The organism is Streptomyces sp. NPDC093221, from assembly GCF_044753885.1.
Lineage (GTDB): Bacteria > Actinomycetota > Actinomycetes > Streptomycetales > Streptomycetaceae > Actinacidiphila.
Genome location: NZ_JBIVOA010000007.1, coordinates 194936 through 221330 on the forward strand (window position 1 = coordinate 194936; position 26395 = coordinate 221330).

Genomic DNA, 26395 nt, shown 5'->3' on the forward strand with positions numbered 1-26395 from the left:
CCACGGCCGAGGACCGACGGGCGTCAGCGGGTGAGCAGCGCGGCGACCGCCCGGGCGGTGGGGAGGGATTCGCCGTGGGTGAAGACCGCGTTGACCGCCTCGGGCAGGACGTCCTCGGTGCCCGGCCAGCCGAGGCACACGACGACGGCGCCGGGGGAGAGGGCCAACTGCCGTGCGAGCGCCGCGTCCTGGGCGGGATCGCTGCCGGGCGTGCCGACCAGGACCACATCGGCCGGGATATCGGGGGAGGCCGTACCGTCCTGCGCCTCGCCCGGTGTCAGGTCCCCCTGCTGGGCCCGGCCCTCGACGGTGGCCGTCCGCGCGAAGACCGCCTCGACGGTCGAGCCGGGCAGCCGTTCGAGCAGGGCGTCCGCGACCAGGTCGGAGAGCCGCCCGGTCGCCACATTGCGCCGCCTGCGCACGTCCACGACGCGCACCGCCCCGCTCAGCGATCCGGCGACCTGTCCGCGTACGCGCAGTGCCCGCCGCGCCGCGGCGGCGTTGGCGTCGGTCACGTCCGACGTCACCGAAGCTTCCGAGACGTCGCCGCCTCGGGCCCCTTGAGTCCAGTCCGCGAGGGCGTGGACGCGGGCCGCCGCCTCTTCGAGCCGGGCTACCGGCAGGCGGCCCTCGGCGACCGCCCGCGTCACCGCGTCCAGCACCGCGCGGAATTCCTCCTCGTCGGTGGGCGTGCCACCGGTCAGCGGCAGGCCCGGATTGCCCAGGCACACCAGATCGACGCCCGCGGCCAGCGCCCGTACCGCGCTCTCGGCGAAGCCGATGGTCTCGGCGACCGCCAGCATGCTGATCGCGTCGGAGACGATCACGCCGTCGAAGCCCAGACCGTCGCGGAGCAGGGCGACGACGGCGGGACTGACCGTCGCCATGGCGCTGTCCAGCGCGGGGAAGACGATGTGCGAGGTCATCACGCAGCGCACCCCGGCCTCCATCGCGCCCGCGAACGGCACGAGGTCCCGGCTCCGCAGCGTCTCCAGATCGACCCTCACGACCGGCAGGCCCACGTGCGAGTCGACCTTCGTGTCGCCGTGGCCGGGGAAGTGCTTGGCGCAGGCCGCGACCCCCTCGGCCTGCATCGCGGTCACGAACGCGGCCGTGTGCGTGCCGACCAGATCGGGGTCCGCGCCGAAGGAGCGCACCCCGATCACCGGGTTGGCGGGGTCGGAGTTGACGTCCGCCACCGGCGCGAGCGCCAGGTCGATGCCCGCTGCCCGTACGTCACGGGCGATCCCGCGCGCGACCGCCGCGGTCAGCGCGAGGTCGTCGGCGCGGCCGAGCACCGCCGCGCCGACGTGCGGAGAGCCGCCGCGCACATGCAGCCGGGTGACACCGCCGCCCTCCTCGTCCATCGCGATGACCGCCCGCCCGGCCGCGTGGATCCGCTCCGACAGCGCCGCGGTCTGCTCGGGCGACTCCAGATTGTGCCCGAAGTAGCAGACGGAGCCCAGGCCGTCGCGCAGGGCGTCGAGCAGCCACGGCGGCGCCGACGTACCGGTGAAGCCCGGCATGAGAACGGCGTGGACCAGCCGCCGGGTCCGGTCGTCCACGGCGGGCGCCGTGCTCGTGGTGCTCCCGGAGGTCCCGGTGTTCACAGATGACATGGAGTCCTCACTTCACGGCGCCGGCCACCAGGCCCATGGTCAGCCGTCGTTGGGCCAGCACGAAGACGATCACGACCGGAATCGTCACCAGCGTGGAGGCCGCCATCAGGCCGCCCCAGTCGTTGGTGTTCTGGCCGAGGAACTCCGCGAGGCCGACGCCGACGGTCATCCTGTTCTGGTCGGACAGGAAGGTCAGCGCGAAGGTGAACTCCTCCCAGGCCAGGACGAAGGAGAACGCGCTGGTGGCGATGAGTCCCGGCACGACCAGCGGCAGCAGGATCGAGCGGAACATCCGCCACCAGGAGCAGCCGTCCAGGTAGGCGGCCTCCTCCAACTCGACCGGCACCGCGGCCACGAAGCCCCGCAGATTCCAGATCGCGAACGGCAGCGCGAAGGCCGTGTAGACAACCGCCAGGCCCAGCAGCGAGTTGAGCATCCGCAAGTCCTTCATCTGAAGGAACAGCGGGATGACCAGCGCCTCGGCGGGCAGCATCTGCACCACGAGGATCAGCACCAGCACGGTGGTGCGCAGCCGGAACCGGAAGCGCGCCATGGCGACCGCGCCGAGCAGCGCGAGCACACCCGAGGCGACCACCACGATCACGGTGACGATCGCCGAGTTGACCATGTAGCGGCCGAAGCCGCCCGAGGCCCCCGAGGACATCACCTTCGAGAAGTGCCCCATCGTGAAGTGCGTGGGGAACAGGCTGTCCGTGCCCGAACTCGCCCGCCCGTTCAGCGCCGTGGAGAGCATGAAGTACACCGGGAACAGCGTGAACAGCAGGACCAGCGCCGTGGCCGCGAACTTGCCGGTCCTGACCCAGTTGGAGGATCTGGCAGTCATCGGATCTCATCCTCTTTGAACAGCACCCGCAGGTACACCGCGGTGATCGCCAGCAGGACGACGGTGAGCAGGACGGCGATGGCCGCGCCCAGCCCGTACTGGTTCTGGTTGATCGCCTTCATGTAGGACCACACACCGAGGTTGAGCACGTCCGGGTTGGAACCCGCGCCGCCCGGCATCAGGTAGATCTGGGTGAAGACCTTGAAGTCCCAGATCGTCGAGAGCACGGTGACCACGGCGAACACCGGCCGCATCACCGGCACCGTGACGTGCCAGAACCGCTGCCAGGCGCTCGCGCCGTCCAGCCGGGCCGCCTCGTGCAGTTCCTGCGGCACCGTGGTCAGCCCGGCGAAGACGGTGATGGCGACGAACGGGTAGCTGTGGTGGATCACGTTCAGCTCGGCGATCGAGTAGAACGACAGCCGGTCGGTGAACCAGTTGTACCCGTCGGGACCGAGCAGCCCGACACTCTGGAAGGCCCGCCGGGCCAGGCCCGAGTCCGGATCGAAGATCCACACCCAGACATAGGTGCCGGTGACCGCAGGCAGCGCCCACGCGATGAGCGCGGAGGCGATGACGGCGGCCCGCGACTTGGGACCCAGGGTCTGGAGCAGCAGCGCCACCAGCGTCCCGAAGACGATGGTGCCCGCGACGGCGACCAGCGCGAAGAGCACGGTGTTCGGCAGCACGGTGTGCCACAGATACGAGCCCGCCAGCGCCTCGCGGTAGTTGTCCACACCGATGTACGTCGGGTGGCCGGAGATGATCTCCTTCAGGCCGTAGCGCTGGAACGACAGATAGGTGACGCGCACGATCGGGTAGAGCAGCAGCGCCGCGATCACGGCCAGCGGCGCGGCGAGCAGCAGCCACGGCCGCAGCCGGGCCACGAGCGGCGGCGTGCGCCGGACCGGACGGCGCACGTCCTCCGCGAGTGCGGGGACGGTGCGCACGCCGTCGGTCACGGTGACGTCCTCCACGTCAGCTCCCCTGGAGCGTCTTGGTGATGGAGTCAGAGGCTGTCGTGGTGGCCTTCTGCACCGAGGTGCCGGTAAGGATCGACTGGAGCATCTGCGTCACGGTCTGGTCGCCCTCGACGGCGCCCCACTGCGGCGCGCTCGGCACGTTCTTGCCCGCTTCGAGCATCGTCTTGGCGAACGGCGCCACCAGCGGGTCGGGGCTGTTGGCGTACTGCTTGAGCTGCGTGGTGGTGCTGGGGAAGTAACCCGCCTGGTCCGCCCACTGCTTGCTCAGGCCGCCGGTGGTCATCATCTTGATGAACTTCCAGGCCAGATCGGGGTTCTTGCTGGTCTTGAGGACCGCGAGATTGGAGCCGCCGAGGAACGCGGGCGCGATGCCGCCGTCCTTGCCCGGGATCGGGAAGGCGCCGATCTTGTCCTTGAGGGTGGGGTCGGTGGCAATCGCGGTCTTCGGGGTCCAGTTGCCCTGGATCACCATGGCGGCCTTGCCCTTGACGAAGGAGTCGAGCAGGTCGGTCTCCTTCCAGGTCGAGGCGCCGACGCTGGAGGAGTCGTCCTTGAGCGCGAGGTTGGTGTAGAACTCCAGGCCCGCCCGGGCCTGCGGCGAGTCGAGGGTGCCGGTCCACTTGCCGCCGCTGTCCTTGGCGAAGTCACCGCCCGCACCCCAGATGAAGGGCGCCGAGGCGTACGAGCTGGCGCCGGCGATCGGCATGGGCATCATGTCGGGCTTCTTCTGCTTGAGCGTCTTCACGGTCTGCTCGAGCTCGGCCCAGGTGGCCGGGGTCTTCAGGCCCAGCTCGGTGAAGACGTCCTTGCGGTAGACGATCGCCCGCACACCGGCGTACCAGCCGACGCCGTACTGCTTGCCGTCGTAGGTCGCGGAGTCCTTCAGCGCGGGGATCAGATCCTTGGAGATGCCCGCGGAGTCGATCTGCTGGGTGAGGTCGGTGAGCCCGCCCGCGGCGGCGAACTCCGGGGTCCAGGTGGTGCCGATCTCCGAGACGTCGGGACCGCCGCCGCCCGCGAAGGCGCGGACCAGCTTGTCGTGGGCGTCGGCCCACTGCACTTCCTGGATCTTCAAGGTGGCGCCGGTCTCGGCGGCGAACTCCTTCTTCGCCGCGGCGTAGAAGGCCGTCGCGTCCGGGTTGGTGCCCTTCATGACCCACCAGGTCAGCGACTTGCCGTCGGCCGAGGAGGGGGAAGAGGAGGACGAGCCGTCGTTCCCGCACGCGGTGAGCAGGAAGACGGCCGCGGTGAGCCCGGCAATGCCTGCCTTGCACATAGATCTCATCGAGCTGTGTCTCCTTCGCGGTGCGGTGCCAGAGGTGTCGGACGGGGACCCCGGCGGCGCCGTCCCCCGTACGCGCAGCCCCGCCCGTCGGGCGTACGGCATGGCCGGACGGTCCGGCTGCGGACCGCCCTTGGGCTGCGGTGATTCGGCAAGTATGGAGATGACGGCCTGACGCGTCAATAACTACCGCGAGCGGCGGTCATAGTGTTCGTTTTTAACATCATCTCCGAGCTACGCTGTCGCTGACGTCATCTGGAGGAAGCCATGGCCAAGCGCGCACTGTTGCCCGTGCCCACCGCGCAGGACGCGTCCGCCGCGGTCCCTCCGACCGCGGCGGCCCCTCCCGTCTCCGGCGTCACGGCGCACCGGGCGCCCGACGACGCGCTCGCCGGTGACGTACTGGTCAGGATCCGCGGCGCCGTCCCCTCCCTCCAGCCCGCGGAGAAGCGGGTCGCGGCGGCGATCCTGAGCGATCCGGCCGGGGCGGCGCGGCTGTCCAGCACGGCGCTGGCCGGGCAGGCGGAGACCTCGGTGACGACGGTGATGCGCTTCTGCCGGACGATCGGGCTGCGCAATTACCCGCACCTGCGCGTGGCGCTGGCCGGAGCGGCGGCGCGCGAGGACGCGCAGAGCGCGGACCGGCTACGGGCCAGCGGCGACATCAGCGAGGCGGACACCCTCGCCCAGGTCGTGGACAAAATCGTGTACAACGAGGCGCGGGCGCTGGAGGAGACCGGCGCCAACCTCGACCTCGACACCCTGGAACTGGCCGTACGGGCGATATCCCAGGCCCGCAGGATCGACATCTTCGGCATCGGGGCGAGCGGCTTCGTCGGCCAGGACCTGCACCAGAAACTGCACCGCATCGGCCTCATGGCGTTCATCTGGACGGACGCGCACGCGGCCCTGACCGCCGCCGCCCTGCTCGGCAAGAACGACGTGGCGGTCGGCATCTCCCACTCCGGCGCCACCGTGGACACCGTCGACCCCCTGGAGGCCGCCGCCGAGCGCGGGGCGACCACCATCGCCCTCACCAACTTCGCGGGCTCGCTGCTCACCCGGTCCGCCGACCTGGTGCTCACCACCGCGGTCCGCGAGATGCCCCTGCGGTCCGGCTCCACCGCCAGCCGGATCGCCCAACTGGCCGTGGTCGACTGCCTGTTCGTCGGAATCGCCCAGCGCTCGTACGACCGCACGACCGCCGCGCTCGCGCAGACCTACGGCGTGGTGCACCAGCGCCGCCCCCACCCCCACCCCGGCCGACGCGCGTCAGCCGAGGACCACTGACCCCGCCACACCGCTCGACTCGCCCGCCGCCACCGCCCTGCCGCCTTCTACGCCGACGCCCTCCGTGCGCGGTACTGCCCTCAGCCCAGCGCTCCGGTGCCGGCTCCGCGGCCGTCCGAGCCCCCTTCGAAGCACCTGACGAGGCCATGGCGGCCGGGCAGGACGTGAACTGACGGTGACGCCCGGTCAGTCCGGCTGCTTCTCGATGTGGTCCAGGATTCTCTTGGAGATCAGAGCGAGCGTGCTGAGCTGACTCGGGGTCAGGGCGTCGACGAACAGGCGCCGTACGCGCTCCACGTGCATCGGCGCGGCGTCTTCGATCGCCTTGTAGCCGGCGGGAGTCGCGACGACGAATGCTCCACGGCCGTCGTCGGGGCATTCCTCCCTGACGGTGAGCCCGCGTTTCGTCATCCGCGAGACCTGGTGGGACATCCGGCTCTTCTCCCACTCCACGGATTTGGCCAGATCCAGGAACCGCATGCGCCCCCCGCCCCTTTCGGTGAGGCTGGAGAGCACGATGTAGTCGGACGCGGACATTCCGGAGTCGGTCTGGACGTGGCGGGACAGCCGTCCGATGAGGGTCTCCTGCATGCGGATGAAGCTGTCCCAGGCGGCCTTCTCTTCCGGCTCGAGCCAGCGTGGCGTCACGTCCATGCGCACAGTCTATCGATGTTGTTGACATCTCACCTGCTTCCGTGGCAAGCAGGACGCGACCCGATGTCCCCATGTCAGGCCCGCGGATCCGCCGTATGAGTCGCGAGCGCGGGCGGTGTCGGCTGAGCGTGGGACGGCTCCTTCAGTTTCCGTTCGCGGCCGAGCGTGATGACTGCCGTTCCTGGTTCCGGAACTGTGCGGGCGATGAGCCGACGACGCGGCGGAACGCGGTGCTGAACGCGCTCTCGGACCGGTAACCCGTGGCGCGCGCCAGCTCGGAGATCGACAGAGTGTCGCGGGCGAGGGCGTCGCGGGCGAGGCTGATGCGCCATTGGATCAGGTACTCCAGCGGCGGGACACCGACGTGGCTCTTGAAGGTATGGGCGAACGCGGAACGTGACATGTGGCTGATCTCGGCGAGCTCCTTGAGGGTCCAGGAGTGGGCCACGTCCGCGTGCACGGCGCGCAGGGCGGCACCGATGCCGTCCTCGTTCAGGGCGCCCAGCCAGCCGGTGGGCCGGTCGGTCTGACCGGCGTGGGCGCGGAGCATGTGCACGAGCAGGATCTGCGCGAGGTGGTTCTGCACCAACGGGCCACCGGCGGCGGTGATCCCGACCTCGGTGGCGAGGAGATCGATCAGCTGGGCGAGCCGCCCGCCATGAGGATCGCCAACGCGGACGATCACGAGCGGCGGCAGAAGATCGGTCAGGAGTGCCGCGTTCCTGTCGTCGAACGCGATGTGCCCGACGCAGAGGCAGAGGTCCTCCTCGGACTCCGGGCCGATCCGCACGAATCCGTCGTCGGCGCCCGCCCATACCGGCTCCGCGGGGCGCGGGCTTGCGTCGAGCGTGCTGGCCAGCACGTAAGGCTGCGGGTTGCCCAGCATGAAGGTGTCACCCTCCCGCAGGAGCACCGGCTCGTGCCCTTCGAGGATCAACCAGCACGTGCCGCGTACGAGACCCCCGACCCGCACGTGAGGAAACGTGTCGAAGCGCAGAGCCCACTTTCCCGAGGCCCGGAGATTGGGCCCGATCACCGTGCGGGGCCGGAGCAGGCTGATCGCGTCGGCCACCGGATCCCCGAACCCGAGCATCGACGACACCTCCTGGACGATACGTAAACAATGGAAGACTATCCGTCATTGATCGTACTCCACTGCTCCCGCAGTATCGATGTCGTACAGATGGGCACCGGGACGGTGAGGGAGACATCCACATGGGACAGCTGGAAGGCAAGACGGCGGTGGTCACCGGGGGCAGCACGGGTATCGGTCTGGCCACCGCGGTACGGCTGGCGGACGAGGGCGCGTACGTCTTCGTCACCGGCCGCCGCGCGTCCGAGCTGGAGGCCGCCGTCAAGACCATCGGAGCGGACCGGGCCACCGCGGTCGTCGGCGACATCGCGAAGCCGGAGGACCTGGACCGGCTCTACGCCGCCGTCCGGGCGCGAGGCAACGGTCTGGACGTGCTCGTGGCGAACGCGGCGATCGGCGCGTTCGTGACACTGGAACAGACCACCGAGGAGCACTTCGACCAGACCTTCGGGGTCAATGTCCGAGGCACGCTGTTCACCGTGCAGAAGGCGTTGCCGCTGCTCAACGACGGAGCGTCGGTCGTCCTGGTCGGCTCGACGGCCGGCGACCGCGGCGTGGAAGCGTTCGGCGCCTACGCGGCGTCGAAGGCGGCCGTCCGGTCCTTCGCGCGGACGTGGTCCAACGAGCTCAAGACCCGCGGCATCCGGGTCAACGTGGTCTCGCCGGCATGGATCGAGACGCCCGGGGGCACCGCCGCCTTCGGCGACGAGGAGACCGCCCGGGCCGTCAAGGAGAACGTCGCCGCGACCGTGGCCAAGGGCCGCATGGGCCAGCCCGAGGAAGCCGCCGCGGTCGTGGCCTTCCTCGCCTCGGAGCAGAGCAGCTACGTCGTCGGCGCGAACATCTACGTCGACGGCGGCACCAACCAGATCTGACGTGGACGGGACGACCCCGAGGTCGCCTTCGGCGACGCAGCCGACGAGCCCGTACGGAAGCGCCACCGGGCGTGCGATGTCGGCCCCCAAGGCCGAAGCGGCCGAGACGTGCGGCGGATCGACAGTGCGTCGGGGTCGGTCACCAGGTCGACCGGGAACGGTCCGTCGTGCGAGAGCGCCCGCCTCCGCAGTACCCCTGCATCTGCTCGGAGGTGCTGATCATCTCGCGGTATTCGCCGCACTCGACGAACAGCCGTTCCAGGTGGTTCTCCTGGAAGAAACCGGTGCCGATCTGACGTGACGGGATATGTGAGGCGAGTGCCAGCACGGGCGCGCCGGAGCGGTGCGCGTTCCTGGCGCGAGCCGAGCCACGGGCCGGAGGGAAGGGTCGGCGTGGACGCGTGAGCGATCAGACTTGAGGCGCCTTGAGTTCGAGACTCGCCGGGAGCGCGGCGACGGTGCGGTTGAGGAGAAGGACGAGACTCTCCGCGCTGTCGCCGTCTTCCGGGCGCCGCATCCAGACTCGTTGGGCGTCACGCGAGGCGACGAGGAAGAGGTCGAGCAGGAGCCTGGGCCTGGGATCGTCCGTATCCGAAATGCCCAGGACCGGTGCCAGGGTGCTCAGCGCAGCCTGAACGGCCTCGTCGCAGAACCGGAGATTGTGCGCGGTGAACGACGGGTGGACGGCGTCGAGCCCGAGCGCAAGGAGCGTGAGCCGGGTCCAGTTCGCGTCCCGAGCCGCACATTCGCGGATGGAGGCGACCAGGGTGTCGCGCAGGACGGAGAGGACTGTCGCGTCGGCGTCGCGGGACTGCGGCTCCGAATCCAGCCGCCGCAGGAACTCGCGCCACAGATCCTGCAACGGCGTCATCGCCGCGTCTTCCTTGCTGGTGAAGTACCGGAAGAACGTGCGCTTCGAGACGCCCACCTGAAGGCACAAGTCGTCGAGGGTGACGGCGTCCGCGCCGTGAAGGGTGAAGGATTCCAGCGCATGGACCACCAGGTCCCGGCGGGTCTGCGCCTTCTTGCGCTCCCTGAGTGTCTCCGGCCGGGCTCCGCCCTGCCCTCCGACCGGTCTGGCGCCATCCACGCGTGCAGCCTACCGTGAAACCCTCGATGCGCCACTTGGTAGCATGTGCCTCTCAGTGGCACATCGAGGAGGGCTTCCGTGAGAGCACTGATGGTCGACCACACGCGCGGTACGGCGCTCCGGGTGGGCGAGGCCGAACCACCTCGGCCCGGCCCTTCCCAGGTCCTGGTGAAGGTAGACGCGTTCTCGCTCAACTACGGGGAGATCGTGACCGCGCGCGAACTGCCCGACGGTGCCATTCCGGGGTGGGAAGCGGCCGGACATGTCGTCGAAGCCGCACGCGACGGCTCCGGGCCCCCGGTGGGTACGCCTGTCATCACACTCGACGAGGCGAACGGCTGGGCCGAGTACAGGGTCGCGGACACCACGATGATCGGTGTGGTTCCCCGGGACGCGGATCTCGGCGGAGTGAGCACCATCCCGGTCGCCGCCAACAGTGCTCTGCGCGCGCTACGGCGCATCGGCCCCATCCTCGGCCGAACCGTCATGGTCACGGGCGCCACCGGGGGAGTCGGACGCTACGCGGTGCAACTCGCGCGCATGGGCGGGGCCACGGTCGTCGCCGTCACCGGCTCGGCCGCGCCGTACGCCGACGAGCTGCGCTCTCTCGGTGCCGCCGAGGTGGTCTCTCGTCCCAGTGAGTACGCCGGATCCGTGTACGGAGTCGTCGAGTGTGTCGGTGGCGCGCTCCTCGTGGAGGCGTTCGACCTCCTGGAGCGGGACGGGGTGCTCGTCGCCCTGGGGCACGTCGCTCCCGAGTCGGAGTCGTTCCCGCCGGGTGCCCTCATCGCCGGCCCGGCGCGTCACAACCGCAGCATCGTCACCTTCCACCAGCTCGACGGCGCTCCGCTGCCTCCTGACCTCAGCTGGTTGAGCGAGCGGGTCGCCATGGGGGACCTGACTCCGTCAGTGGCGTGGCGCGGCTCCTGGCACCGCGTCGACGAAGCGATCGACCGGCTCCTCACGCGCACGCTCCACGGCAAGGCGGTGGTCGAAGTCGGCCGCACAGAGGCTGACGGAAGCATCCGGCCGACCTCTGGCGCGTGAGGCGGGCGGAGTCGTTCTCGGCGCCGCTGACGAGAACTCAGCCGAGCGGTGTCCCCACTGCGCGCCGGGGCACCGGTCGTGTCACTGACCGCAGGGCCCCGCGTGGTCGCAGTACGGCTGGAGGCGGCTCTGACCGCAGCCGCACAACACGGCCCTGGTCTCAGCGCGCACCCCTTGCGGCGTCTCCACGCTCAGCTCCCCGCGGACGGTCAACTGCCCGGTGGAACTGTGCGTGACCGTCGTGGGCCGGTCGGGGGTTTCCGCCCCACCCTCGACGAGTCGGTACTGGAGCGCGCCCGAGGGGCAGCGCCGCACGACTTCCGCCAGGCGCTCGGCCGTGGCGTTGTCCGGCTGAATCCACGGTCGTTTCTCCAGGTCGAAGACCTCGGGCAGACCATGGACGCATTCGGCGGCGTGGAGGCAGCGCCGCGCCTCGAACGTCACCGTGATCGACTCCGCCCGGTACGCCTTTTGCTCGGATCCACTGTTCATCCTCGCGCCCGTCTCCGTTCCTGCCGTACTCGGCTCGTCAGTCACTGACCTTGCTGCGGGACTGGTACAGCAGGTCCTGATACTCCGGGTGCCGGCTGATCCAGCCCGCGTAGAAGGGGCACGTGGCCAGAACCCGCAGGTTCGCTGCACGTGCCTCGTCGAGCGAGGTACGCACCAGCGCGGATCCGACTCCCGCCCCCTCGTGCTCCGTTCGGACCTCGGTGTGCACGAACGCGATGAGCTCCGCCGTACGGATGTACTCCGCGACGCCCGCCACTTCGGCGTCTCCGTCGACACGGGCCTCGTAGCGCTTCGCCTCGGGCGCGTCCCTCACTTCGACCGCCATGTGTCCTCCTCGTGGTATCCGGTTACGCCACCTCTGCTCCGGAGGGCCTCCGGCAGCGCACCGGCCGCTCGACACCGCGCGGTGGGAACGGCGGCGGACGGGCGGGACCGGAAGAATGTGGTTGACGCGTCATCTACACTAGAAGGTCATAGTTGACGCGTCAAGCAGTCCTGAACGTCACAGGTACAGGATCTGAGAGGGCTGATCGCCGCCCGAACCAGCTCGGGCCCCGGCACCATTCAGCCTGTTGTAGGTGTTTTCCATGAGGCTCGCTCGGCCGCACAGGTCGTGTCGTGGGTCGGAAGCTTCCCGGCGACCAGGTAGGTCGTCACGACGTCGTTCGCGCACGTATCGCGGCCGAAGGGGTAGACACCGTGTCCGCCTTCGTCGGCGGTCACCATCGTGGCCCGGCCGCTCAGCGCCCAGCGCAGCTTCTTGGCCCCGATCAGCGGGGTTCCGGGGTCGCGCGTGTTCTGCACGAGGAGGATGTTCGAAGGGCCGCGGTCGCCGATCTTCACCGGCTGCTCGTAGGACGTGTGCGGCCAGAAAGCGCAGGGCCCGATATTGGCCGTGGACCCGCCCAGCTTCGAATACAGGAGCCGGTCCATCGCCACGTCACGCTGGTACTCCCCGATCTTCGTGGGCCAGCGGGTGTCCGCGCAAAGGACGTAGAGACGGGCCGCCATGGAGTTCTCCGCGTTCGGCGGCACGGCCGGGGGCACGGGCGTGTCCTGGTCGAGGGACTGCCAGGTCTTCGCCAGATCCGGCCACAGCGTGTCGGCATAGGGACCGTCGAGTGTCCTGCCGCAGAACATCGTCCCGGCGACACCCCCGACCGGATGGTCGTCGAGCCGCTTGGCGAGGTCGAAGAACTTCGCGGTCACCTGACGGGACGTGGTGCCCAGGCCGTATCCGGGATGGTCGGCCACGAAGTCCGCGAAGTCTGGGAAGCGCTCCTCCATGCCTTTGGCGACCAGCCGGAAAGCGCCGGTGTCGTAGCCCTGGGGCCCCAGATTGCTGTCAAGGACGATGCGGTCGCCGCGTGTGGGGAACAGGGTGGTGTAGACCGAACCCAGCGAGGTGCCGTATGAGGCTCCGAGGTACGAGAGCTGCGCTCGCCCAGGGCCGCCCGGATGCGGTCCATGTCCCGCGCGGTGTTGGCGGTGGTGGTGTGCGGCAGCATCGACGCGCTGCGCGAGCCGGTGCACTGCCGGCGACGGTACGCGCGTACGTCGCCTCCCGGATGACGTGCGCGGCGCGGCGGCTTCTTTCGGGCACGGTCCCCACTTCAGGGGTGCCGCGGTGTCCTTGGGCGTGTCCGTCGTCGCCGCGGAAGCGGCCGCGAGCGCGGTCGCCGCGACCGCGACGACGGTGAGGCTGAGAGCGAGTACCTTCCTGCGGGGCCGCAGCGGCCCCTGCCGGTGGGCGGCACGGCCATGCGGGCCCGCGTCAGGCGAGGAATCCTCGTCAGGGGCCGGAGGTCTGTGCCCGGCCTCCCCTCCATCCACTGCTGGCGAGGGTGTCGCACCGGAATCTAGTTGACATCTCAACCATGAGAGTGACATGGTTTACATGTCAACTAAAGCGACGGCGATGCGGTCGCTGCACCTGACCGGCGGGGAATCCGCGCACAGGTCGCCCGGGACGGATGTCCCGCCCGGCGGTCACGAACCACGCATCGCCATGCCCCGACCCGACGAAAGCGTTGAGCGAGTGAGCACGATGGACGTTTCGCAAATCGAGTTCGGCATCGACAGCTTCGGGGACCGGCCCCGGGACGACCAGGGCGTCATCGTCTCGCACGCCCAGGCCATCCGCGCCGCGGTGACCGAAGCGGTCCTCGCCGACCAGGTCGGTATCGACGTCGTCGCGTTGGGCGAGCACCACCGACCCGAGTACGCGATCTCCAGCCCCGAGACGGTGCTGGCGGGCATCGCGACGGCCACGAGGCGCATCCGGCTCGCCTCGGGCGTGACCGTGCTGTCCTCGGACGACCCGGTGCGGGTGTTCCAGCGGTTCGCCACGGTCGACGCGCTCTCCAACGGCCGCGCCGAGGTGATCCTCGGGCGCGGTTCTTTCACCGAGTCGTTCCCGCTGTTCGGGTACGACCTCAAGGACTACGACGTGCTGTTCGAGGAGAAGATCGACCTTTTCCATCGACTCCTGGACGAGAAGCCGGTCACCTGGGACGGCACCACGCGTGCCGCCCTGCGCGATGCCGACGTGTACCCGAAGACGGAGTCGGGACGTCTCAACACCTGGGTAGGGGTGGGCGGGACACCGCAGTCCGTGCTCCGCACCGCGCGATACGGCTTCCGGCTCATGCTCGCCATCATCGGCGGCGCTCCCGACCGGTTCGCTTCCTACGTGGATCTCTACCGGCGGGCCAGCGACGAGTTCGGCACAACGGCCCAGCCGATCGGGACCCATTCGCCCGGCTTCGTCGCCTCCACCGACGAAGAGGCCAAGGAGCTCTTCTACCCCGGGTACAAGGAGATCCGCGACCGCATCGGGAGGCAGCGCGGCTGGCCGCCGCTCCGCCGGGAGGAATTCGACGCGGAGGTGGACCGCGGGTCGCTGTACGTCGGCTCGGCCGAGACGGTCGCGGCGAGGATCGCCCATGCCGTCCGGGTCCTGGACGCGGGCCGGTTCGACATGATCTACTCCGCCGCCGGCACCGTTTCGGCCTCCGCGCGCCTGCGTTCGGTCGAGCTGTACGGCACCCAGGTCATCCCTCGGGTCCGTGAACTTCTGTCCGAGCGGCCCGCGGCCTCGGCGGGAGCCACGCGATGACTGACCCTGTCACCACGATCGGAATCCTGGGAGCCGGGAAGGTCGGCACTGTCCTGGCACGCCTGGCGGTCGCCGCCGGCTATCGAGTCCTGATCTCCGGGTCCGGCGACCCCTCCAAGGTCGCGCTCACCGCCAGGGTCCTCACGCCCGGAGCGACCGCCGTATGGCCGGCCCGGGCCGCCGATGCCGCCGACGTGGTGGTCCTGGCCCTCCCGCTCGGCAAACACCGTGACCTCCCGGTCACGGAGCTGAAGGGCAAGCTGGTCGTCGACGCGATGAACCACTGGTGGGAGGTCGACGGTCCCCGCGACGAGATCCTCCCGCCCGACACGTCGTCGAGCGAGGCCGTTCAGCGGTTCCTGACGGGCGCACGTGTCGTGAAAGCCCTCAACCACATGGGCTACCACGATCTCGAGGACGGGGCCCGTCCGGTCGGCTCCGTCGGACGCAAGGCCATCGCGATCGCCGGGGACTCGCCCGAGGATCTCGCCGTCGTCGCTGACCTGATCACCGCACTCGGATTCGACCCCCTCGCCATCGGCGGCCTTGCGGCGGGCGTCCGGCTCGAGCCGGGAACCCCCGCCTTCGGAGCCAACGTCGACATCGACCGGCTCCGCGCGCTCACCGCCGCCCCCGAGTCCGGCACGGCTGCTTGAGCACTCGTCGCAGAAGAACAGCGGCGCCTCGACCGGACCGGAGAACCGCGGTCATCTCGTCGCCTTCCGCGCGGATGGACAGTCAGACACACCGTCGTGCGGCGGTGCCCGACGCCGATTGCGCATGGAGGACGAATGCGGCCGATCATTCCCGACTATCCGGCAGAGGCACTGCGCCCTCTCAATCCCATGATCAACGTTGGTGCGATCACCGTGCACGCACTCGCCGGTGCGGAGAACCTGCTTCCGGCAGAGCGCGTGGCCTCACCGAGGACCCCGAGGCCGTCGTGGACGGTTACATCCGGCAGTGTTCCGTACTCGTCACCACGCGGGGTCGGCATTCTGGCGAAGAGCGGGATGGCAGGGGGCCTGATCGGCGCGCTCCCCGGACAGATCGGCATGGCCACGTTCTCACCACGCCTGGATCGTCACGGGAACAGCGTTCGCGGGGTGTCCCTGTTCGAACGATTCTCCGGGGGCATGGGCCTGCGTGTGATGGAGGTCCCCGCCGCCGCGCGTGCGGTGGCGCGGTCCCACCATGACGTGGGCAGCGGACCGAACGCGCTCCGGGTCCTGCGACTGCAAGGCCGCATCGGCTTCGCCATGGCCGAGAGGGTCGTTCAGGAAGCCATGGCCGTTCCGCCTTCGGCCGTAAGGGTGGCCTTGGACCTGACAAGGGTCCATTCGATGGACGGCGCGGCGCGGCGCGTGCTGCTGGAGGTCGTGCGTCGGCTGACGCTGAGTGGTCACGAGGTGTATCTCGCCGACCCGGAATCGATCATGCCCGATCCCGATCCCGGCGACGGTGGCCGCGTCACCGTCGTGGACACCGTGGACCAGGCCGTGCGTCCGCCGAGGGGCGGCCCGGCACGGGAAGCGGTCGGCGGCGGAGCGGGGAATCATCCGACTCGCCGCCGGTGAAACGGAGTTCTCGCACAGAAATCGAGCCATCGGGCTCAAAGACACGGGTCGGCGTTCGGTTCGTCGGCCGGAAAGGGAAAGAGACCATGGGTTACATCACCGTCGGCACGGAGAACAGCACGCCGGTCGAGCTCTACTACGAGGACCAGGGTTCCGGGCAGCCGGTCGTCCTGGTCCACGGCTACCCGCTGGACGGGCACAGTTGGGAACGTCAGACGCGCGAACTGCTGGCCCAGGGTTATCGGGTCATCACCTACGACCGCCGAGGCTTCGGCCAGTCCTCGAAGGTGAACTCCGGTTACGACTACGACACCTTCGCCGCCGATCTGAACACGGTCCTCGAGACCCTCGACCTGCGGGACGTCGTCCTTGTCGGTTTCTCGATGGGCACGGGGGAACTCGCCCGCTACGTGAGCCGGCACGGTCATGAGCGTGTCGCGAAGCTCGCCTTCCTCGCCTCACTGGAGCCGTTCCTCGTCGCCCGCGACGACAACCCCGACGGCGTGCCGCAGGAAGTGTTCGACGGCATCGCGGCGACCGCGAAGGCGGACCGGTACGCCTGGTTCAAGCAGTTCTACGCGGACTTCTACAACCTCGACGAGAACCTCGGCACCCGTATCAGCGAGGAGGCGGTGACCGGTAGCTGGAACGTCGCGGTCCTCAGCGCTCCGGTGGCCGCGTACGCCGCGGTCCCGGCATGGATCGAGGACTTCCGCGCCGATGTCGAGGCGGTCCGTGCGAGCGGCAAGCCCGCGCTGATCCTGCACGGAACGAAGGACAACATCCTCCCGATCGACGCCACTGGCCGCCGATTCCACAAGGCGCTCCCCGAGGCCGACTACGTCGAGGTCGAAGGAGCACCGCACGGCCTGCTCTGGACCCACGCCGACGAGGTCAACACCGCGCTGCGCGACTTCCTCTCGAAGTGACGGTGGCCTGACGGACGCGGCGCGGGAGCCGAGGCGCTGGAAGGCGTGGCCAGGAGCCGCGTCTCCCAGACGATGTTGCGTCAACCAGCGCCGCATGGGCCGTCGGCTTAGGTGTCGCGCAGGGAATGGATCATGCTCTGCAGGATTCGGAACGCGCCTGACTGCTCGGTGTCGGTCAGGCCGGCCAGCATTCTCACCTCTACGGAACGGACGGCCACGGTCGCCTTCTCCAGGCTCCGTCGGCCGCGCGGTGTGAGCCGCGTGGGGAGGACCTTCCCGACGGGCGCCGCCGCGGGCCTGGTCACGTAGCCGTCCCGTTCCAGGGTCTGGAGCAGCACGTTCATCGACTGCCGTGTGACGAACGCGCCGCGCGCGAGGTCGGCGCCTCGCAGGCGTTCTACGAGCAGTACCTCGGCCTCGTCCGCTCGCAGGCCGGACCTCCGCACGCCGTCGTCTTCGAGACGAAGCCGATCGCGTTCGCACTGCGCGACATCGTTCCCGGCACCGATCTCGCGTCCGTCGCCCAGCCCGGCATCGGTGCCGCGATCTGGCTGCACGCCACCGACGTCCAGGCCGTCCACGACGCTCTCGTCGCCGACGGTCACACCATCGTCTCCGCGCCGGTCGACGGCCCCTTCGGCCGGACGTTCACCTTCGCCGACCCCGACGGGTACCAGATCACGCTCCACGACCGGGCCTGATCGGCCGCTCATCGGCGCACGGCTCAACGGCGCACGCCTCAACGGCGGTACGCACAAGGCGATGCCGCCCAGCGTGTCCCACCGCGGGCCGTCGGCCGTCGCCAGGCGGTACGGGTCAGACCGGCGGCAGGACGGCGAGGCGGCGCGGGCTCGGGGCCGGTTCCGGCAGCCGGAGCGGCGCGTCGCCCGGAGTGATCCGGCCCAGTACCCGCGGGGTCGCGGAGCCGGTCGCGCCGGGGACCACACCGGGAATCCCGTGCCAGGTGAGGAAGCCCAGCAGCGCCATCAGATACGCCTCCTTGTCGCCCGCGGGCAGCCCGCGCTCGTCACTGGTGACGAGGACCGCGGGGCTCAGCCGCTCGCGCAGCGCCGCCATCAGCGCCGGATTGCGCACCCCGCCCCCCGAGGCGACGACCTCGGTGAGCCCGTACCGGCGGCAGGCGTCCGCGACGGTCACGGCCGTCAGCTCCGTCAGCGTCGCCATCAGATCCTCGTCCGACAGCGGCGGCAGCCCCGCGCACCGCGGCTCGACGTAGTCGGCCCTGAACAGCTCGCGGCCGGTGGACTTCGGCGCCTCCCGCCGGTAGTACGGCTCGTCCAGCAGCCGGGCCAGCAGGTCCGGGCGTACGGTCCCGGCCAGCGCGAGGCGGCCGTCGAGGTCGCTCCCGGCCCGGCCCCCGGTGACGCGGTGGGCGGCGGCGTCGAGCAGGCAGTTGGCCGGACCGGTGTCGAAGGCGACGACCGGCTCGTCCCGGCCGCCGACCACCGTCACATTGGCGATGCCGCCGAGGTTCAGCGCGGCCCGGCGGGTCGGTACGGTCCCGGCACCGGCCGACGTGTCGTCCGCGAGCCACAGCGTGTCCAGCGTGCTGGCGAGCGGCGCGCCCTGGCCGCCCGCCGCGATGTCGCGGGCCCGTACGTCCGAGACGACAGGGAGTCCGGTCGCCTCGGTGATCCACGCGGGCTGGCCGAGTTGCAGGGTGCCGAGGGCGCGGCCGTCGGTGATCCAGTGGAACACCGTCTGGCCGTGCGAGGCCACGAGGTCGGCCCGGCCGCCCGAGAACCGCTCGATCGCCCTGACGACCGCCGCCGCGGACGCCTGCCCCACCAGCGTGTCCACCTCGCACACCTCGGCGAGTCCGACAGCGGACGGCGGCAGCAGCCCGAGCAGCCGCTCCCGCGTCTCGGGCGGCCACGGGTACTCCTCGGCCCCGAGCGGCCGCAGCGTCAGCACCTCCCCGTCGAAACCGAACTCACCGACGGCGACATCCAGGCCGTCCATCGAGGTGCCCGACATGAGACCGACGACGATCACGTGACTTCTCCAGGAGTGCGGGGTCTGCGGTCGCCCCAGTATGAGCGGACGTGTCCTCCCCGCTCACCCGGGGTTCCGCGCCGTCACGCGGCCGACGCGCGCGGCGGCACGAGGGCCGAGGCGGCGTGGACGAGCGGACGGCGAGCGGAGAGCACGGCGGCTCGGGTCTGCTCGGCACACGCCGCCGGGTCGCCGCGCTCGACGGCGAGGTCACCGCGTCCAGTCCGGTCGGCGGACCGACCGTCATCCAGGCGGAGTTGCCGTGCGTGTGGTGATCGCCGAGGACAACGCGCTGCTGCGCCAAGGTCTTGTCCTGCTGCTCACCTCCTCGGGGCACGAGGTGGTCGACGTCGTCGGCCCCGGCCCCGAGGCGCTCCCCGCGCTGCTCGAACACCGCCCGGCCATCGCCGTGCTCGACGTCCCGGATGCCGCCCGGCTTCCGGGACGAGCGCCTGCGCGCGGCGTGCGAACGCGAAGTCCTCGCACTGATGGCGGAGGGCCACGACAACACCACCCTGCGGTCGTAGCGAGGCGGCCCTGTGCGGGACCTAGCCGGTGAGGGCCTGGGTGATCTGGCGGGTGGTCTGTGCGGCGACTCTCGGATCGTCGGCGGCGTAGGACACGTAGGCGTTCAGGCCGGTGGCCAGTGCCCAGCCGCGACCGCGTGTCCAGGTGGCGTCGTCCACGCCGAGTGTGGCGCGGAAGGCGGCCCGGCTCCCGGCCGACATCAAGGTGAAGGCGACCATCAGATCGCAGGCCGGGTCACCGAGGGCGAGGCCGCCGAAGTCGATGACCGCGCTGAGGCGGCCGTCGACGGTCAGCAGATTGCCGGTGTGGAAGTCGCCGTGCACCCAGACCGGCGGCCGGTCCCACGCGGGGGCGCGCAGCGCCGCGTCCCACAGGCCGGTCATCGCCGCCGCGTCGAAGGTGTCGCCGACCCTCGCGACGGCGGCCCGGGTCGCGCGGTCCCGCGCGGCCAACGGGCTTGCCGCAAGGCCCGTTGGCCCGTCCGCGACCGCGTCCGGCGGCGCGAATCGCTGAAGGGCCAGCAGGAACTCCGCCAACTCGACCGCCGCACCCACCGATTCGCCGAGCCCCTCGACGGTCGCCACCTCGCCGTCCAGCCACCGGGTGACCGCCCACGGCCACGGATAGCCGAGGTCGGGCCGTCCGACAGCTACGGGTACGGGGACGGCCAGCGGAAGGTGCGCGGCGAGCCGGGGCAGCCACCGCGCCTCCTTCGCGGCCTGGCCGATGGCGCCGCGGTGGCGGGGGAGGCGGACGGACAACTCCCGGCCCAGCCGGTGGATCACATGATCGGAACCGGCCGCGCCGAGCGGTTCCAGGGGAAGTCCGGCCCACCGCGGGAACTGTCTGTCGACCAGCCGTCGTACCAGCGCGGTGGCGATCGCGGGGCGGAAGTCCGCGGTGTCCGGGGTGTGCTGCGTGGTCAGGACGGCTCCTTGAGGCGGTGCGATCGATGTGGCTGGCGATCTCGGACGACCGCGACTGTTCGAGCGGGCGACGCGCGGTCCGCCGACCGGATTTTCCGCGCGGGCCCGGTGACGACCCGCCCGGCCCCGCCGAGGCGGCGGTTCACCTCAGGGCGCGAGCCGTGCGACGGCTCCCACCTCCAGGGCCGCCCAGACAGCGCCGTCCGGACCCACGGTGATGCCGTGCGGCTCCGATGTAGCGGTCGGCAGGTCGTACGCGGTGATCTCGCCGCTCGCCGCGCGGTGACCGATGCGGTTGGCTCCCCATTCGGTGAACCAGCAGTCCCCGACGCCGGCCGCGACGACGGCGTGCGGCTTGGCCGTACGGTCGGGGAGCGGGAACTCCTCGATCCGCCCGTCCGTCGTGATCCTGCCGATCTGCCCCGCCGCGATCTCGACGAACCACAAGGCGGCGCCGTCACTGGCGATGCCGACCGGCGCGGCACCCGGAGTCGGCAGGGGGTACAGGTCGACCGCGCCCTCGACGGTGACGCGGCCGATCGCGTTCGCCTGGTTGAGGGTGAACCACAGCGCCCCGTCCGGGCCTTCGGTGATCGCCGAGGGACAGCCGCCCTGTACGGGAAGGGCGTACTCGGTGATCTCTCCCTCGACGGTGATCCGGCCGATCCGGTCGGTGTTCATCTGCGTGAACCACAGCGCGCCGTCGGGGCCGGTGGTGATGCCGAAGGGGCCGTTGTCGGGCGTCGGCAGCCGGTAGGAGCGCAGTGCGCCGTCGGTGCCGACGCGGCCGATCGCGCTCGCCAGATGGAGGGTGAACCACAGCGCGCCGTCCGGGCCCGCAGTGATGACCGTGGGGCGGCTCTCGGGCGAGTCCAGCGGGAATTCGCTGAATTCGCCGTCGAGGGTGAGGCGCGCCACGCTGCCGTTCTGCGCGAGGGTGAGCCACAGGGCGCCGTCAGGTCCTGCCGCGATGCCGTAGGGGCCGGCGTCCTTGCCCGCCACGGGGATCTCCGTGACGGCCGGGCTTTCAGAACGCTGCACGGCGAATCCTCCTGCGGAAGCGAATGCGGGTAGCGCATACGGTTGGCGGATACGGAGGGGACGCCGATACGGTCGCGGCTCGACCGACGTCCGTGGCCGGTGCGGTCCCCGTTCCGATCACCCCCGCACCCTGCTGACACGAGGCCACCGGGCGCAACTGATTTCCCGTACGGGCCCGGCGCGGGAACGGCCGGGCAGCGCGCTCAGCGGCCGGTGACCACCGCGTGCCGCCGCGCCCACGCGGTGATCGCGTCCGCGATGGCCAGCGGCTGGTCCTCCGGGGCGTGGTGCCCGGCGGGACCGCAGTGCCGGGTCTCCAGGGCCGCGATGTTCGCCGCGCACCAGTTCGCCGTCTCCGGGCCGATCAGCAAGGTGGGCGAGGAGTCGAAGGTGAGCAGCAGTTTGGGGACCTGATCGCTGCTCGCGAGCCACTTGTCGTACTGCTCGACGCGCTCGGTGACATCGGCCGGCTCGCCGTCCAGCGGCAGTGAGCGGGCCCACGCGAGGATCGGGCGGCGGCTCTCGGGCGTCGGGTACGGCGCCCGGTAGGCCCGCAGGTCGTCCTCGCCCACCGGGTGCAGCACCCCGCCGGTGAAGGCCGACTCCAGGAAGACGTTCCGGTCGAGCACCAGGGCTTCGCCCTGCGGCCCGCGCATGGTCTCGGCGCGCGAGCGCGGTCCCTCGCCCAGTTCGCTCCAGGACATCGGCCGCACGATGGTCTCGAAGAAGGCCACACCCAGGACCCGGTCGTGGTGGTGGGCCGCCCAGTCGAAGGCGAGGGCCCCGCCCCAGTCGTGGCCGACGAGCACCACCTTGTCCAGGTCCAGCCGGTCGAACCACGCGTCCACGTAGCGCGCGTGGTCGGCGAACCGGTACGGCACGTCGGGCTTGCCCGAGCGGCCCATGCCGATCAGGTCGGGCGCGAGCAGGCGGGCGGGCAGGTCGATCGCTGGCAGCACCTTGCGCCACAGGTGGGACGAGCCGGGATTGCCGTGCAGGAAGACGACGGGAGTGCCGCTGCCCGTCTCCTCGTAAAACATCGTCGAATCGAGCACCTTCGTCACGGGCATGACTCTTCTCCGCATCGCTAGTCACACTAACGGTTATCTCGTGTCGAAGATAATCCGTTAGTGGCACTAACGCAAAGGGTATGATCACGGCATGAGCAACGGCGCACGTGACACGGCACCCCCGACCGCACCGCAGGCCACCGTCGCGGCCACTCCGGCGCGGCTGCGGAATCTGCGGACCCGGCTCCTGTCGCTCGCCGCGATCCGTTCGGACCGCCTGGTGAACGAGGAGCTGACGCGGGAGGGCGCCCGCAAATGGCACTACGCGGTGCTCGCCACCCTGGAGGAGTTCGGGCCCGCCAGCCAGGCCGAACTGAGCGGCCGTACGGGCATCTACCGCAGCGACATGGTCGCGGTCGTCAACGAACTGGCCGAGAGCGGGCTGCTCGAACGCTCGCCCAACCCCGCCGACCGTCGGCAGAACATCATCGCGCTCACCGGGCCGGGCCGCCGCCGGCTCCTGAAGCTCGACGGACTGCTGACCGAGGTGGAGGACCAGGTGCTCGCCCCGCTGTCCGAACCGGAGCGCGCCGAGCTGGCCCGGCTCCTCACCGCCGTCGTGGACCACCACGGGCAGCACATGTGAAACCGGCCCGTGCCCGCGCCCTCTAGCGGCCCCTGGCTACGGCTTCCAGTCCGCGGCCAGGAGCCCGAGCAGGACCTCGTCCAGGAACTCGCCCATCACCCACGCGGATGAGCGCAGCACGCCCTCGCGGACGAAGCCGTTCCGCTCGGCGGAGCGCAGCATCGCGTCATTGTCCGCCAGCGTCTCGATCTGCAACCGGTGCAGGCCGCGCACGACGAAGCCGTACTGGCACAGGGCCGCGACCACGTCCGTCCCGTAGCCCTTCCCGCGAGCGGACGGCAACAGGCCCAATCCGATGTGCGCCGACCGGTTGTGGGTGTCGATACCCCAGAGCGTCGCGGTGCCGATCAGGGCGCCGCCGTCCAACTCCACGACGGAGAAGGCGACGTGCCCCTCCTCCTTGTCGTCCACGAACAGCCGCGGATCCTTCGACTCGGGCGAGACCGGCCGCCACGGGCCGCCCTCCGCTCGCGCGGCGTTGACCACGTCGTTGTAGAGCTCGGTCCGCAGGACCGGGATGTCATCCGCGTGCCGAGCCCTCAGCCCGACCTTGTTCCCCTTGAGCATGCACGTTTCCTATCCGAGCCCGTCGGCCGACGGCAAACCGAATACCGGCGTCATCGACCGAAGGCGACGCGTCGCGCGCGAGGCCGACTCCGGTTGTCCGGTTGTCCGGTTGTCCGGGGGGTACGCGAGCGAGCCGCGGCCTGGCCCGAGAGGCGGTTCACCGCACCGATAAGCTGCCTGATCATGATGCGTGCGTGGTTCCTGCCGATGCTGCTGGTCCTCTGCGGCGTGGCCGCCGCGACCGGGCTGATCCTCGGCGGGAGCCCCGGCCGGGCCGCGACCTTCCTGCTGGCCTTCGTGCTGCTCGCGGGGCTGAACTCGCCTCTGGTCTTCCCCCGGTCGATCGGCGCGTCCGAGGCGCAGCGCCTCAGCGCCGCCGACGGCCGGCCGATCGTCTACTGGCGGCCGGGCTGCAAATTCTGCCTGCGCCTGCGCTTCCGACTCGGCCGCAGGGCCCGCCGGTTGCACTGGGTCAACATCTGGCGTGACCCGGCCGCGGCGGAGGCGGTGAGGGCGGTCAACGAGGGCAATGAGACCGTCCCGACCGTCGTCGTCGCGGGCCGGCCGTACACCAACCCCGATCCCGCGTGGGTGCGCGAACAGCTCTCCCCGTCCGCTACGGCGTGAGGGCGCGGCGGTACGTCAGGCCGGGGCGGCCGGAGAACTGGTGCTCGCCGACGACGGTGAAGCCCGTACGGGCCAGTACGGCTCGGGAGGCCGCGTTGTCGAGGGTGGTTCCGGCGCGCAGGACGGTCAGCCCGTACTCGGTGGCGGCCGTGCGGCACAGTTCCCGTACCGCCCAGGTGGCCAGGCCCCGGCCCGCGGCGCGTTCGGCGATCCGGTAGCCGAGGTCGGCGCCGCCGTCGGCGACGTCGACGAGATTGATCCGGCCGAGGACGTCGCCCTCGGTACCGGTCACGACGTGGAAGTAGCAGGCGCCGGTCTCCTGCTCGGCCAGCCGGTCGCGGAGGTGGTCGTCGAAGCGGGCGAAGAAGTCGTCGCCCCGGTCGGGGATCGTCGCGGCGAAGTAGGCCCGGTTCTCCCGCTCGAAGGCGAGCAGCGCGGGGGAGTGGTCCGGATGGAGCAGTTCGATCTGGGGCATGGCCAGGAATATAGGCAGTTGGGCCGCCGCGCGGCCTGTGGTTTTCCGCCGGCCGAGGCGCGCGGGGCCATCGGGGTCGGTCACGGCTCACGCCGCGGGCCTCGCAGACAGGTCGCCACGAGGCGGCGGCAGGTGCCGTCCCAGCCGGGTCGGACGGCCGGAGCACGTGCGCTCCGGCTGGGCAGGACGAGTTCTTCGCCCCCGTCGGTGGGCCGGTCGCGACCAGGACGCAGCCGCCGCAGCCGCTCGACGCGGCGGCCCCTGATGTGGAAGTGCTCGCCCTGCGGGCCGAGGACGCTGAGGAGTTCCACCGGGCGGGCGGTGCCGACAGGGGTGGCCATGCGGGACGTACGGGAGCAGCTTCTCGACGCCGCCGAGCGCATCCTGCTCCGGGACGACCTGCGCGCCCGCCTGCGCCGGTCCATGCCGACGGCGGTCTCCCTGCTGCATCAGGCCACGGAGATGATCGCCGCCTGCCTCCGTGCCGAGCGCGACCTCGGCCGCCTCGCGCCGGACGCGGACGTCGACTCCCTCGCCTCGACCCTGATCGGCGCCGGTCATCTGCTGTTCGCCGACCGCGACGGACCGCCGCCGACACCCGCCGCGATCCGCAAGGTCGTCGCGGCCGTCCTCCCCGGCGCCTGAGGGGACGGCTCACCGCGGGCTCCGGCCGGTCGCGGTGCGGGCCCGCTCGCCTCGCGGGCGCGGTTCAGGCCGCGGCCACCATGCGCTGCCGCGCCCACTCCTCGAAGCCGGTGAGCGGGATGCCGAGGTCCCGCGCGTACTGCGGGCGGCCCGGCTGGTCGACCGCGTTGAGCCATTCATGCGAGGCGCCCATGGCCGGCATTCCGGCGGCGAGCGCTTCCTGCTCTGTCATGTCCGGCGCGGGCAGGTGCGTGCCCAGGGCCCGCGAGAGGACGTCGGCGATCTGAGTCATCGACAGATAGTCGCCCGCCAGCTCCAGTTCGACCCGGTCGAACCGCTCCGGATCGGCGAAGGCCGCCGCCGCGGCGCGGCCGATGTCGTCCACCGCGATCAGCGACAGATGGGTGTCCGGCCTGAGGACGCTCACCAGGCCGCCCTCGATGCCGCGCGGGAACAGGAACGCCATGGACGGAAGGAAGTTCTCCATGAAGAAGCCGGGCTTGAGCAGCGTCCAGTGGGGGAAACCCGCCGCGCGGACCGCGTCCTGGATCGCGCTCTTGGCGCCCAGGACGGGTTCCATGTAATGCCAGCGGCCCTCGGCCCAGCCGGGCGCCTCGGTGTGCTGACCGGCGCCGGTCACGGAGGTGTGCACGAACTGCGGCACTCCTGCGGCCTTCGCGCCCTCGACGAGGTTGACGCCTTGCGTCACCTCTCCCTCGAAGTCGAAGCTCTCCGCCGTCATCTCGGGCATCTGTACGGAGAAGACGGCGCGGACTCCCTCGGCGGCCCGGACCACGGAGCCGCGGTCGCGCAGGTCGCCGGTGACCAGTTCGGCGCCGAGCGCCTCGACGGCCTTGGCCCGGTCGGCGGCCGGATCGCGGACCAGGGCGCGGACGGGGACGCCGGACGCGAGCAGGGCGCGGGCGGTGGCGCCGCCCTGCCGGCCGGTGGCGCCGGTGACCAGGACCGGTGCGGGGCGTGCGGACATGATGCTCCTCGG

Annotated in this window: 29 protein-coding genes and 4 pseudogenes; 13 read left to right on the forward strand and 20 right to left on the reverse strand. The window is 70.8% G+C overall.

Annotated elements, in window-relative coordinates:
* Nucleotides 1-23: 23 nt before the first annotated feature.
* The 4 genes from ACIQCJ_RS25610 to ACIQCJ_RS25625 are packed head-to-tail and all read right to left on the reverse strand — an operon-like array spanning nt 24 to nt 4731.
* On the reverse strand, nt 24-1619 hold the full coding sequence (locus tag ACIQCJ_RS25610; RefSeq protein ID WP_402712634.1) for a glycoside hydrolase family 3 protein: 1596 nt from the start codon (nt 1617-1619) through the stop codon (nt 24-26).
* A gap of 7 nt (nt 1620-1626) precedes the next feature.
* Nucleotides 1627-2463, reverse strand: a complete 837-nt coding sequence (locus ACIQCJ_RS25615; RefSeq protein ID WP_355347589.1) for a carbohydrate ABC transporter permease — start codon at nt 2461-2463, stop codon at nt 1627-1629.
* Nucleotides 2460-3440: a carbohydrate ABC transporter permease gene (locus ACIQCJ_RS25620; RefSeq protein ID WP_402712635.1), complete on the reverse strand. Its 981-nt coding sequence runs from the start codon at nt 3438-3440 to the stop codon at nt 2460-2462. Before ACIQCJ_RS25620 ends, ACIQCJ_RS25615 begins: the two co-directional genes overlap by 4 nt.
* 1 nt (nt 3441) lies before the next feature.
* A complete protein-coding gene (locus ACIQCJ_RS25625; protein WP_402712636.1) occupies nt 3442-4731 on the reverse strand; it encodes a sugar ABC transporter substrate-binding protein in 1290 nt (429 codons plus the stop codon).
* 264 nt (nt 4732-4995) lie between these two features.
* Between ACIQCJ_RS25625 and ACIQCJ_RS25630 the strand changes: the two genes are divergently transcribed.
* Nucleotides 4996-6018, forward strand: coding sequence for a MurR/RpiR family transcriptional regulator (locus tag ACIQCJ_RS25630; protein ID WP_402712637.1), 1023 nt, complete (start codon nt 4996-4998; stop codon nt 6016-6018).
* 186 nt (nt 6019-6204) lie between these two features.
* Here the strand turns inward: ACIQCJ_RS25630 and ACIQCJ_RS25635 are convergent, their stop codons facing one another.
* Both ACIQCJ_RS25635 and ACIQCJ_RS25640 read right to left on the reverse strand, forming a co-directional pair.
* Entirely contained in the window at nt 6205-6672 is a 468-nt protein-coding gene (locus ACIQCJ_RS25635; protein ID WP_391052476.1) for a MarR family transcriptional regulator, read from the reverse strand.
* A 142-nt stretch (nt 6673-6814) separates the two neighbouring features.
* On the reverse strand, nt 6815-7744 hold the full coding sequence (locus tag ACIQCJ_RS25640; RefSeq protein WP_402712638.1) for an AraC family transcriptional regulator: 930 nt from the start codon (nt 7742-7744) through the stop codon (nt 6815-6817).
* 143 nt (nt 7745-7887) lie between these two features.
* Between ACIQCJ_RS25640 and ACIQCJ_RS25645 the strand changes: the two genes are divergently transcribed.
* On the forward strand, nt 7888-8640 hold the full coding sequence (locus ACIQCJ_RS25645; protein ID WP_402712639.1) for an SDR family NAD(P)-dependent oxidoreductase: 753 nt from the start codon (nt 7888-7890) through the stop codon (nt 8638-8640).
* 139 nt (nt 8641-8779) lie between these two features.
* Here ACIQCJ_RS25645 and ACIQCJ_RS25650 read toward each other — a convergent pair whose 3' ends face one another.
* Together ACIQCJ_RS25650 and ACIQCJ_RS25655 are read right to left on the reverse strand one after the other, a co-directional pair.
* Nucleotides 8780-8968 carry a hypothetical protein gene (locus tag ACIQCJ_RS25650; protein WP_402712640.1) on the reverse strand — a complete coding sequence of 63 codons (189 nt, stop codon included), beginning with the start codon at nt 8966-8968 and terminating at the stop codon, nt 8780-8782.
* A gap of 81 nt (nt 8969-9049) precedes the next feature.
* The gene (locus ACIQCJ_RS25655) at nt 9050-9640 is read right to left on the reverse strand and encodes a TetR family transcriptional regulator (protein WP_402712641.1); all 591 of its coding nucleotides are present in this window, start codon (nt 9638-9640) and stop codon (nt 9050-9052) included.
* Nucleotides 9641-9853: 213 nt separating this feature from the next.
* Between ACIQCJ_RS25655 and ACIQCJ_RS25660 the strand changes: the two genes are divergently transcribed.
* Nucleotides 9854-10777 (forward strand): zinc-binding dehydrogenase, encoded by a 924-nt coding sequence (locus ACIQCJ_RS25660; RefSeq protein WP_402712642.1) that lies wholly within the window; start codon nt 9854-9856, stop codon nt 10775-10777.
* Nucleotides 10778-10858: 81 nt separating this feature from the next.
* Here the strand turns inward: ACIQCJ_RS25660 and ACIQCJ_RS25665 are convergent, their stop codons facing one another.
* From ACIQCJ_RS25665 to ACIQCJ_RS25675, 3 genes and pseudogenes are all read right to left on the reverse strand, one after another.
* Nucleotides 10859-11269, reverse strand: coding sequence for a (4Fe-4S)-binding protein (locus tag ACIQCJ_RS25665; protein WP_402712643.1), 411 nt, complete (start codon nt 11267-11269; stop codon nt 10859-10861).
* Nucleotides 11270-11306: 37 nt separating this feature from the next.
* Nucleotides 11307-11615, reverse strand: a complete 309-nt coding sequence (locus ACIQCJ_RS25670) for an N-acetyltransferase (RefSeq protein WP_391127975.1) — start codon at nt 11613-11615, stop codon at nt 11307-11309.
* A gap of 239 nt (nt 11616-11854) precedes the next feature.
* Nucleotides 11855-12899 (reverse strand): annotated as a pseudogene (locus ACIQCJ_RS25675) (alpha/beta hydrolase); the annotation flags it as partial.
* Nucleotides 12900-13337: 438 nt separating this feature from the next.
* Between ACIQCJ_RS25675 and ACIQCJ_RS25680 the strand changes: the two are divergent.
* The 4 genes from ACIQCJ_RS25680 to ACIQCJ_RS25695 all read left to right on the forward strand — a co-directional run bounded on the left by ACIQCJ_RS25680 (nt 13338) and on the right by ACIQCJ_RS25695 (nt 16914).
* Nucleotides 13338-14408 carry an Atu2307/SP_0267 family LLM class monooxygenase gene (locus tag ACIQCJ_RS25680; protein ID WP_391127969.1) on the forward strand — a complete coding sequence of 357 codons (1071 nt, stop codon included), beginning with the start codon at nt 13338-13340 and terminating at the stop codon, nt 14406-14408.
* Nucleotides 14405-15064 carry an NADPH-dependent F420 reductase gene (locus tag ACIQCJ_RS25685; RefSeq protein WP_401314553.1) on the forward strand — a complete coding sequence of 220 codons (660 nt, stop codon included), beginning with the start codon at nt 14405-14407 and terminating at the stop codon, nt 15062-15064. The genes ACIQCJ_RS25680 and ACIQCJ_RS25685 overlap by 4 nt, the downstream gene beginning before the upstream one ends.
* A 135-nt stretch (nt 15065-15199) precedes the next feature.
* Complete coding sequence (locus tag ACIQCJ_RS25690; RefSeq protein ID WP_402712644.1) at nt 15200-15985, forward strand: glutaminase; 786 nt, start codon at nt 15200-15202, stop codon at nt 15983-15985.
* Between the two features lie 86 nt (nt 15986-16071).
* Nucleotides 16072-16914: an alpha/beta hydrolase gene (locus tag ACIQCJ_RS25695; protein ID WP_355347567.1), complete on the forward strand. Its 843-nt coding sequence runs from the start codon at nt 16072-16074 to the stop codon at nt 16912-16914.
* 107 nt (nt 16915-17021) lie between these two features.
* On the opposite strand, the pseudogene ACIQCJ_RS25700 reads toward ACIQCJ_RS25695, so the two are convergent.
* Nucleotides 17022-17297: pseudogene (locus ACIQCJ_RS25700) on the reverse strand (MarR family winged helix-turn-helix transcriptional regulator); the annotation flags it as partial.
* Here ACIQCJ_RS25700 and ACIQCJ_RS25705 point away from each other — a divergent pair.
* Nucleotides 17262-17615 (forward strand): VOC family protein, encoded by a 354-nt coding sequence (locus ACIQCJ_RS25705; RefSeq protein ID WP_402712737.1) that lies wholly within the window; start codon nt 17262-17264, stop codon nt 17613-17615. The pseudogene ACIQCJ_RS25700 and the gene ACIQCJ_RS25705 sit on opposite strands and share 36 nt — an antisense overlap.
* Before the next feature lie 115 nt (nt 17616-17730).
* Here ACIQCJ_RS25705 and ACIQCJ_RS25710 read toward each other — a convergent pair whose 3' ends face one another.
* Entirely contained in the window at nt 17731-18930 is a 1200-nt protein-coding gene (locus tag ACIQCJ_RS25710; protein WP_402712645.1) for an anhydro-N-acetylmuramic acid kinase, read from the reverse strand.
* A gap of 89 nt (nt 18931-19019) precedes the next feature.
* Between ACIQCJ_RS25710 and ACIQCJ_RS25715 the strand changes: the two are divergent.
* Nucleotides 19020-19205 (forward strand): annotated as a pseudogene (locus ACIQCJ_RS25715) (sensor histidine kinase); the annotation flags it as partial.
* Nucleotides 19193-19394 (forward strand): annotated as a pseudogene (locus tag ACIQCJ_RS25720) (response regulator); the annotation flags it as partial. The pseudogenes ACIQCJ_RS25715 and ACIQCJ_RS25720, both read left to right, overlap by 13 nt.
* Nucleotides 19395-19478: 84 nt before the next feature.
* Here the strand turns inward: ACIQCJ_RS25720 and ACIQCJ_RS25725 are convergent.
* From ACIQCJ_RS25725 to ACIQCJ_RS25735, 3 genes are all read right to left on the reverse strand, one after another.
* On the reverse strand, nt 19479-20384 hold the full coding sequence (locus tag ACIQCJ_RS25725) for an aminoglycoside phosphotransferase family protein (protein WP_402712738.1): 906 nt from the start codon (nt 20382-20384) through the stop codon (nt 19479-19481).
* A 147-nt stretch (nt 20385-20531) separates the two neighbouring features.
* Complete coding sequence (locus tag ACIQCJ_RS25730) at nt 20532-21425, reverse strand: virginiamycin B lyase (RefSeq protein ID WP_355347561.1); 894 nt, start codon at nt 21423-21425, stop codon at nt 20532-20534.
* A 203-nt stretch (nt 21426-21628) separates the two neighbouring features.
* Complete coding sequence (locus tag ACIQCJ_RS25735) at nt 21629-22495, reverse strand: haloalkane dehalogenase (protein ID WP_402712646.1); 867 nt, start codon at nt 22493-22495, stop codon at nt 21629-21631.
* A 91-nt stretch (nt 22496-22586) separates the two neighbouring features.
* Here ACIQCJ_RS25735 and ACIQCJ_RS25740 point away from each other — a divergent pair, with 91 nt between their 5' ends.
* A complete protein-coding gene (locus tag ACIQCJ_RS25740; protein ID WP_401314568.1) occupies nt 22587-23081 on the forward strand; it encodes a MarR family winged helix-turn-helix transcriptional regulator in 495 nt (164 codons plus the stop codon).
* Nucleotides 23082-23117: 36 nt separating this feature from the next.
* Here ACIQCJ_RS25740 and ACIQCJ_RS25745 read toward each other — a convergent pair whose 3' ends face one another.
* Complete coding sequence (locus ACIQCJ_RS25745) at nt 23118-23648, reverse strand: GNAT family N-acetyltransferase (RefSeq protein WP_402712647.1); 531 nt, start codon at nt 23646-23648, stop codon at nt 23118-23120.
* 183 nt (nt 23649-23831) lie between these two features.
* Here ACIQCJ_RS25745 and ACIQCJ_RS25750 point away from each other — a divergent pair, with 183 nt between their 5' ends.
* Nucleotides 23832-24275: a glutaredoxin domain-containing protein gene (locus ACIQCJ_RS25750; protein WP_355347549.1), complete on the forward strand. Its 444-nt coding sequence runs from the start codon at nt 23832-23834 to the stop codon at nt 24273-24275.
* On the opposite strand, the gene ACIQCJ_RS25755 is transcribed toward ACIQCJ_RS25750, so the two are convergent.
* The gene (locus ACIQCJ_RS25755) at nt 24265-24750 is read right to left on the reverse strand and encodes a GNAT family N-acetyltransferase (protein WP_355347546.1); all 486 of its coding nucleotides are present in this window, start codon (nt 24748-24750) and stop codon (nt 24265-24267) included. The genes ACIQCJ_RS25750 and ACIQCJ_RS25755 overlap by 11 nt on opposite strands.
* 80 nt (nt 24751-24830) lie before the next feature.
* Nucleotides 24831-25091, reverse strand: a complete 261-nt coding sequence (locus ACIQCJ_RS25760) for a hypothetical protein (RefSeq protein ID WP_402712648.1) — start codon at nt 25089-25091, stop codon at nt 24831-24833.
* On the opposite strand from ACIQCJ_RS25760, the gene ACIQCJ_RS25765 reads away from it, so the two are divergent.
* Nucleotides 25090-25395, forward strand: a complete 306-nt coding sequence (locus ACIQCJ_RS25765; RefSeq protein WP_402712649.1) for a hypothetical protein — start codon at nt 25090-25092, stop codon at nt 25393-25395. The two genes, ACIQCJ_RS25760 and ACIQCJ_RS25765, sit on opposite strands and share 2 nt — an antisense overlap.
* A 64-nt stretch (nt 25396-25459) precedes the next feature.
* Here ACIQCJ_RS25765 and ACIQCJ_RS25770 read toward each other — a convergent pair whose 3' ends face one another.
* A complete protein-coding gene (locus ACIQCJ_RS25770) occupies nt 25460-26383 on the reverse strand; it encodes an NmrA/HSCARG family protein (protein WP_402712650.1) in 924 nt (307 codons plus the stop codon).
* Nucleotides 26384-26395: the final 12 nt, after the last annotated feature.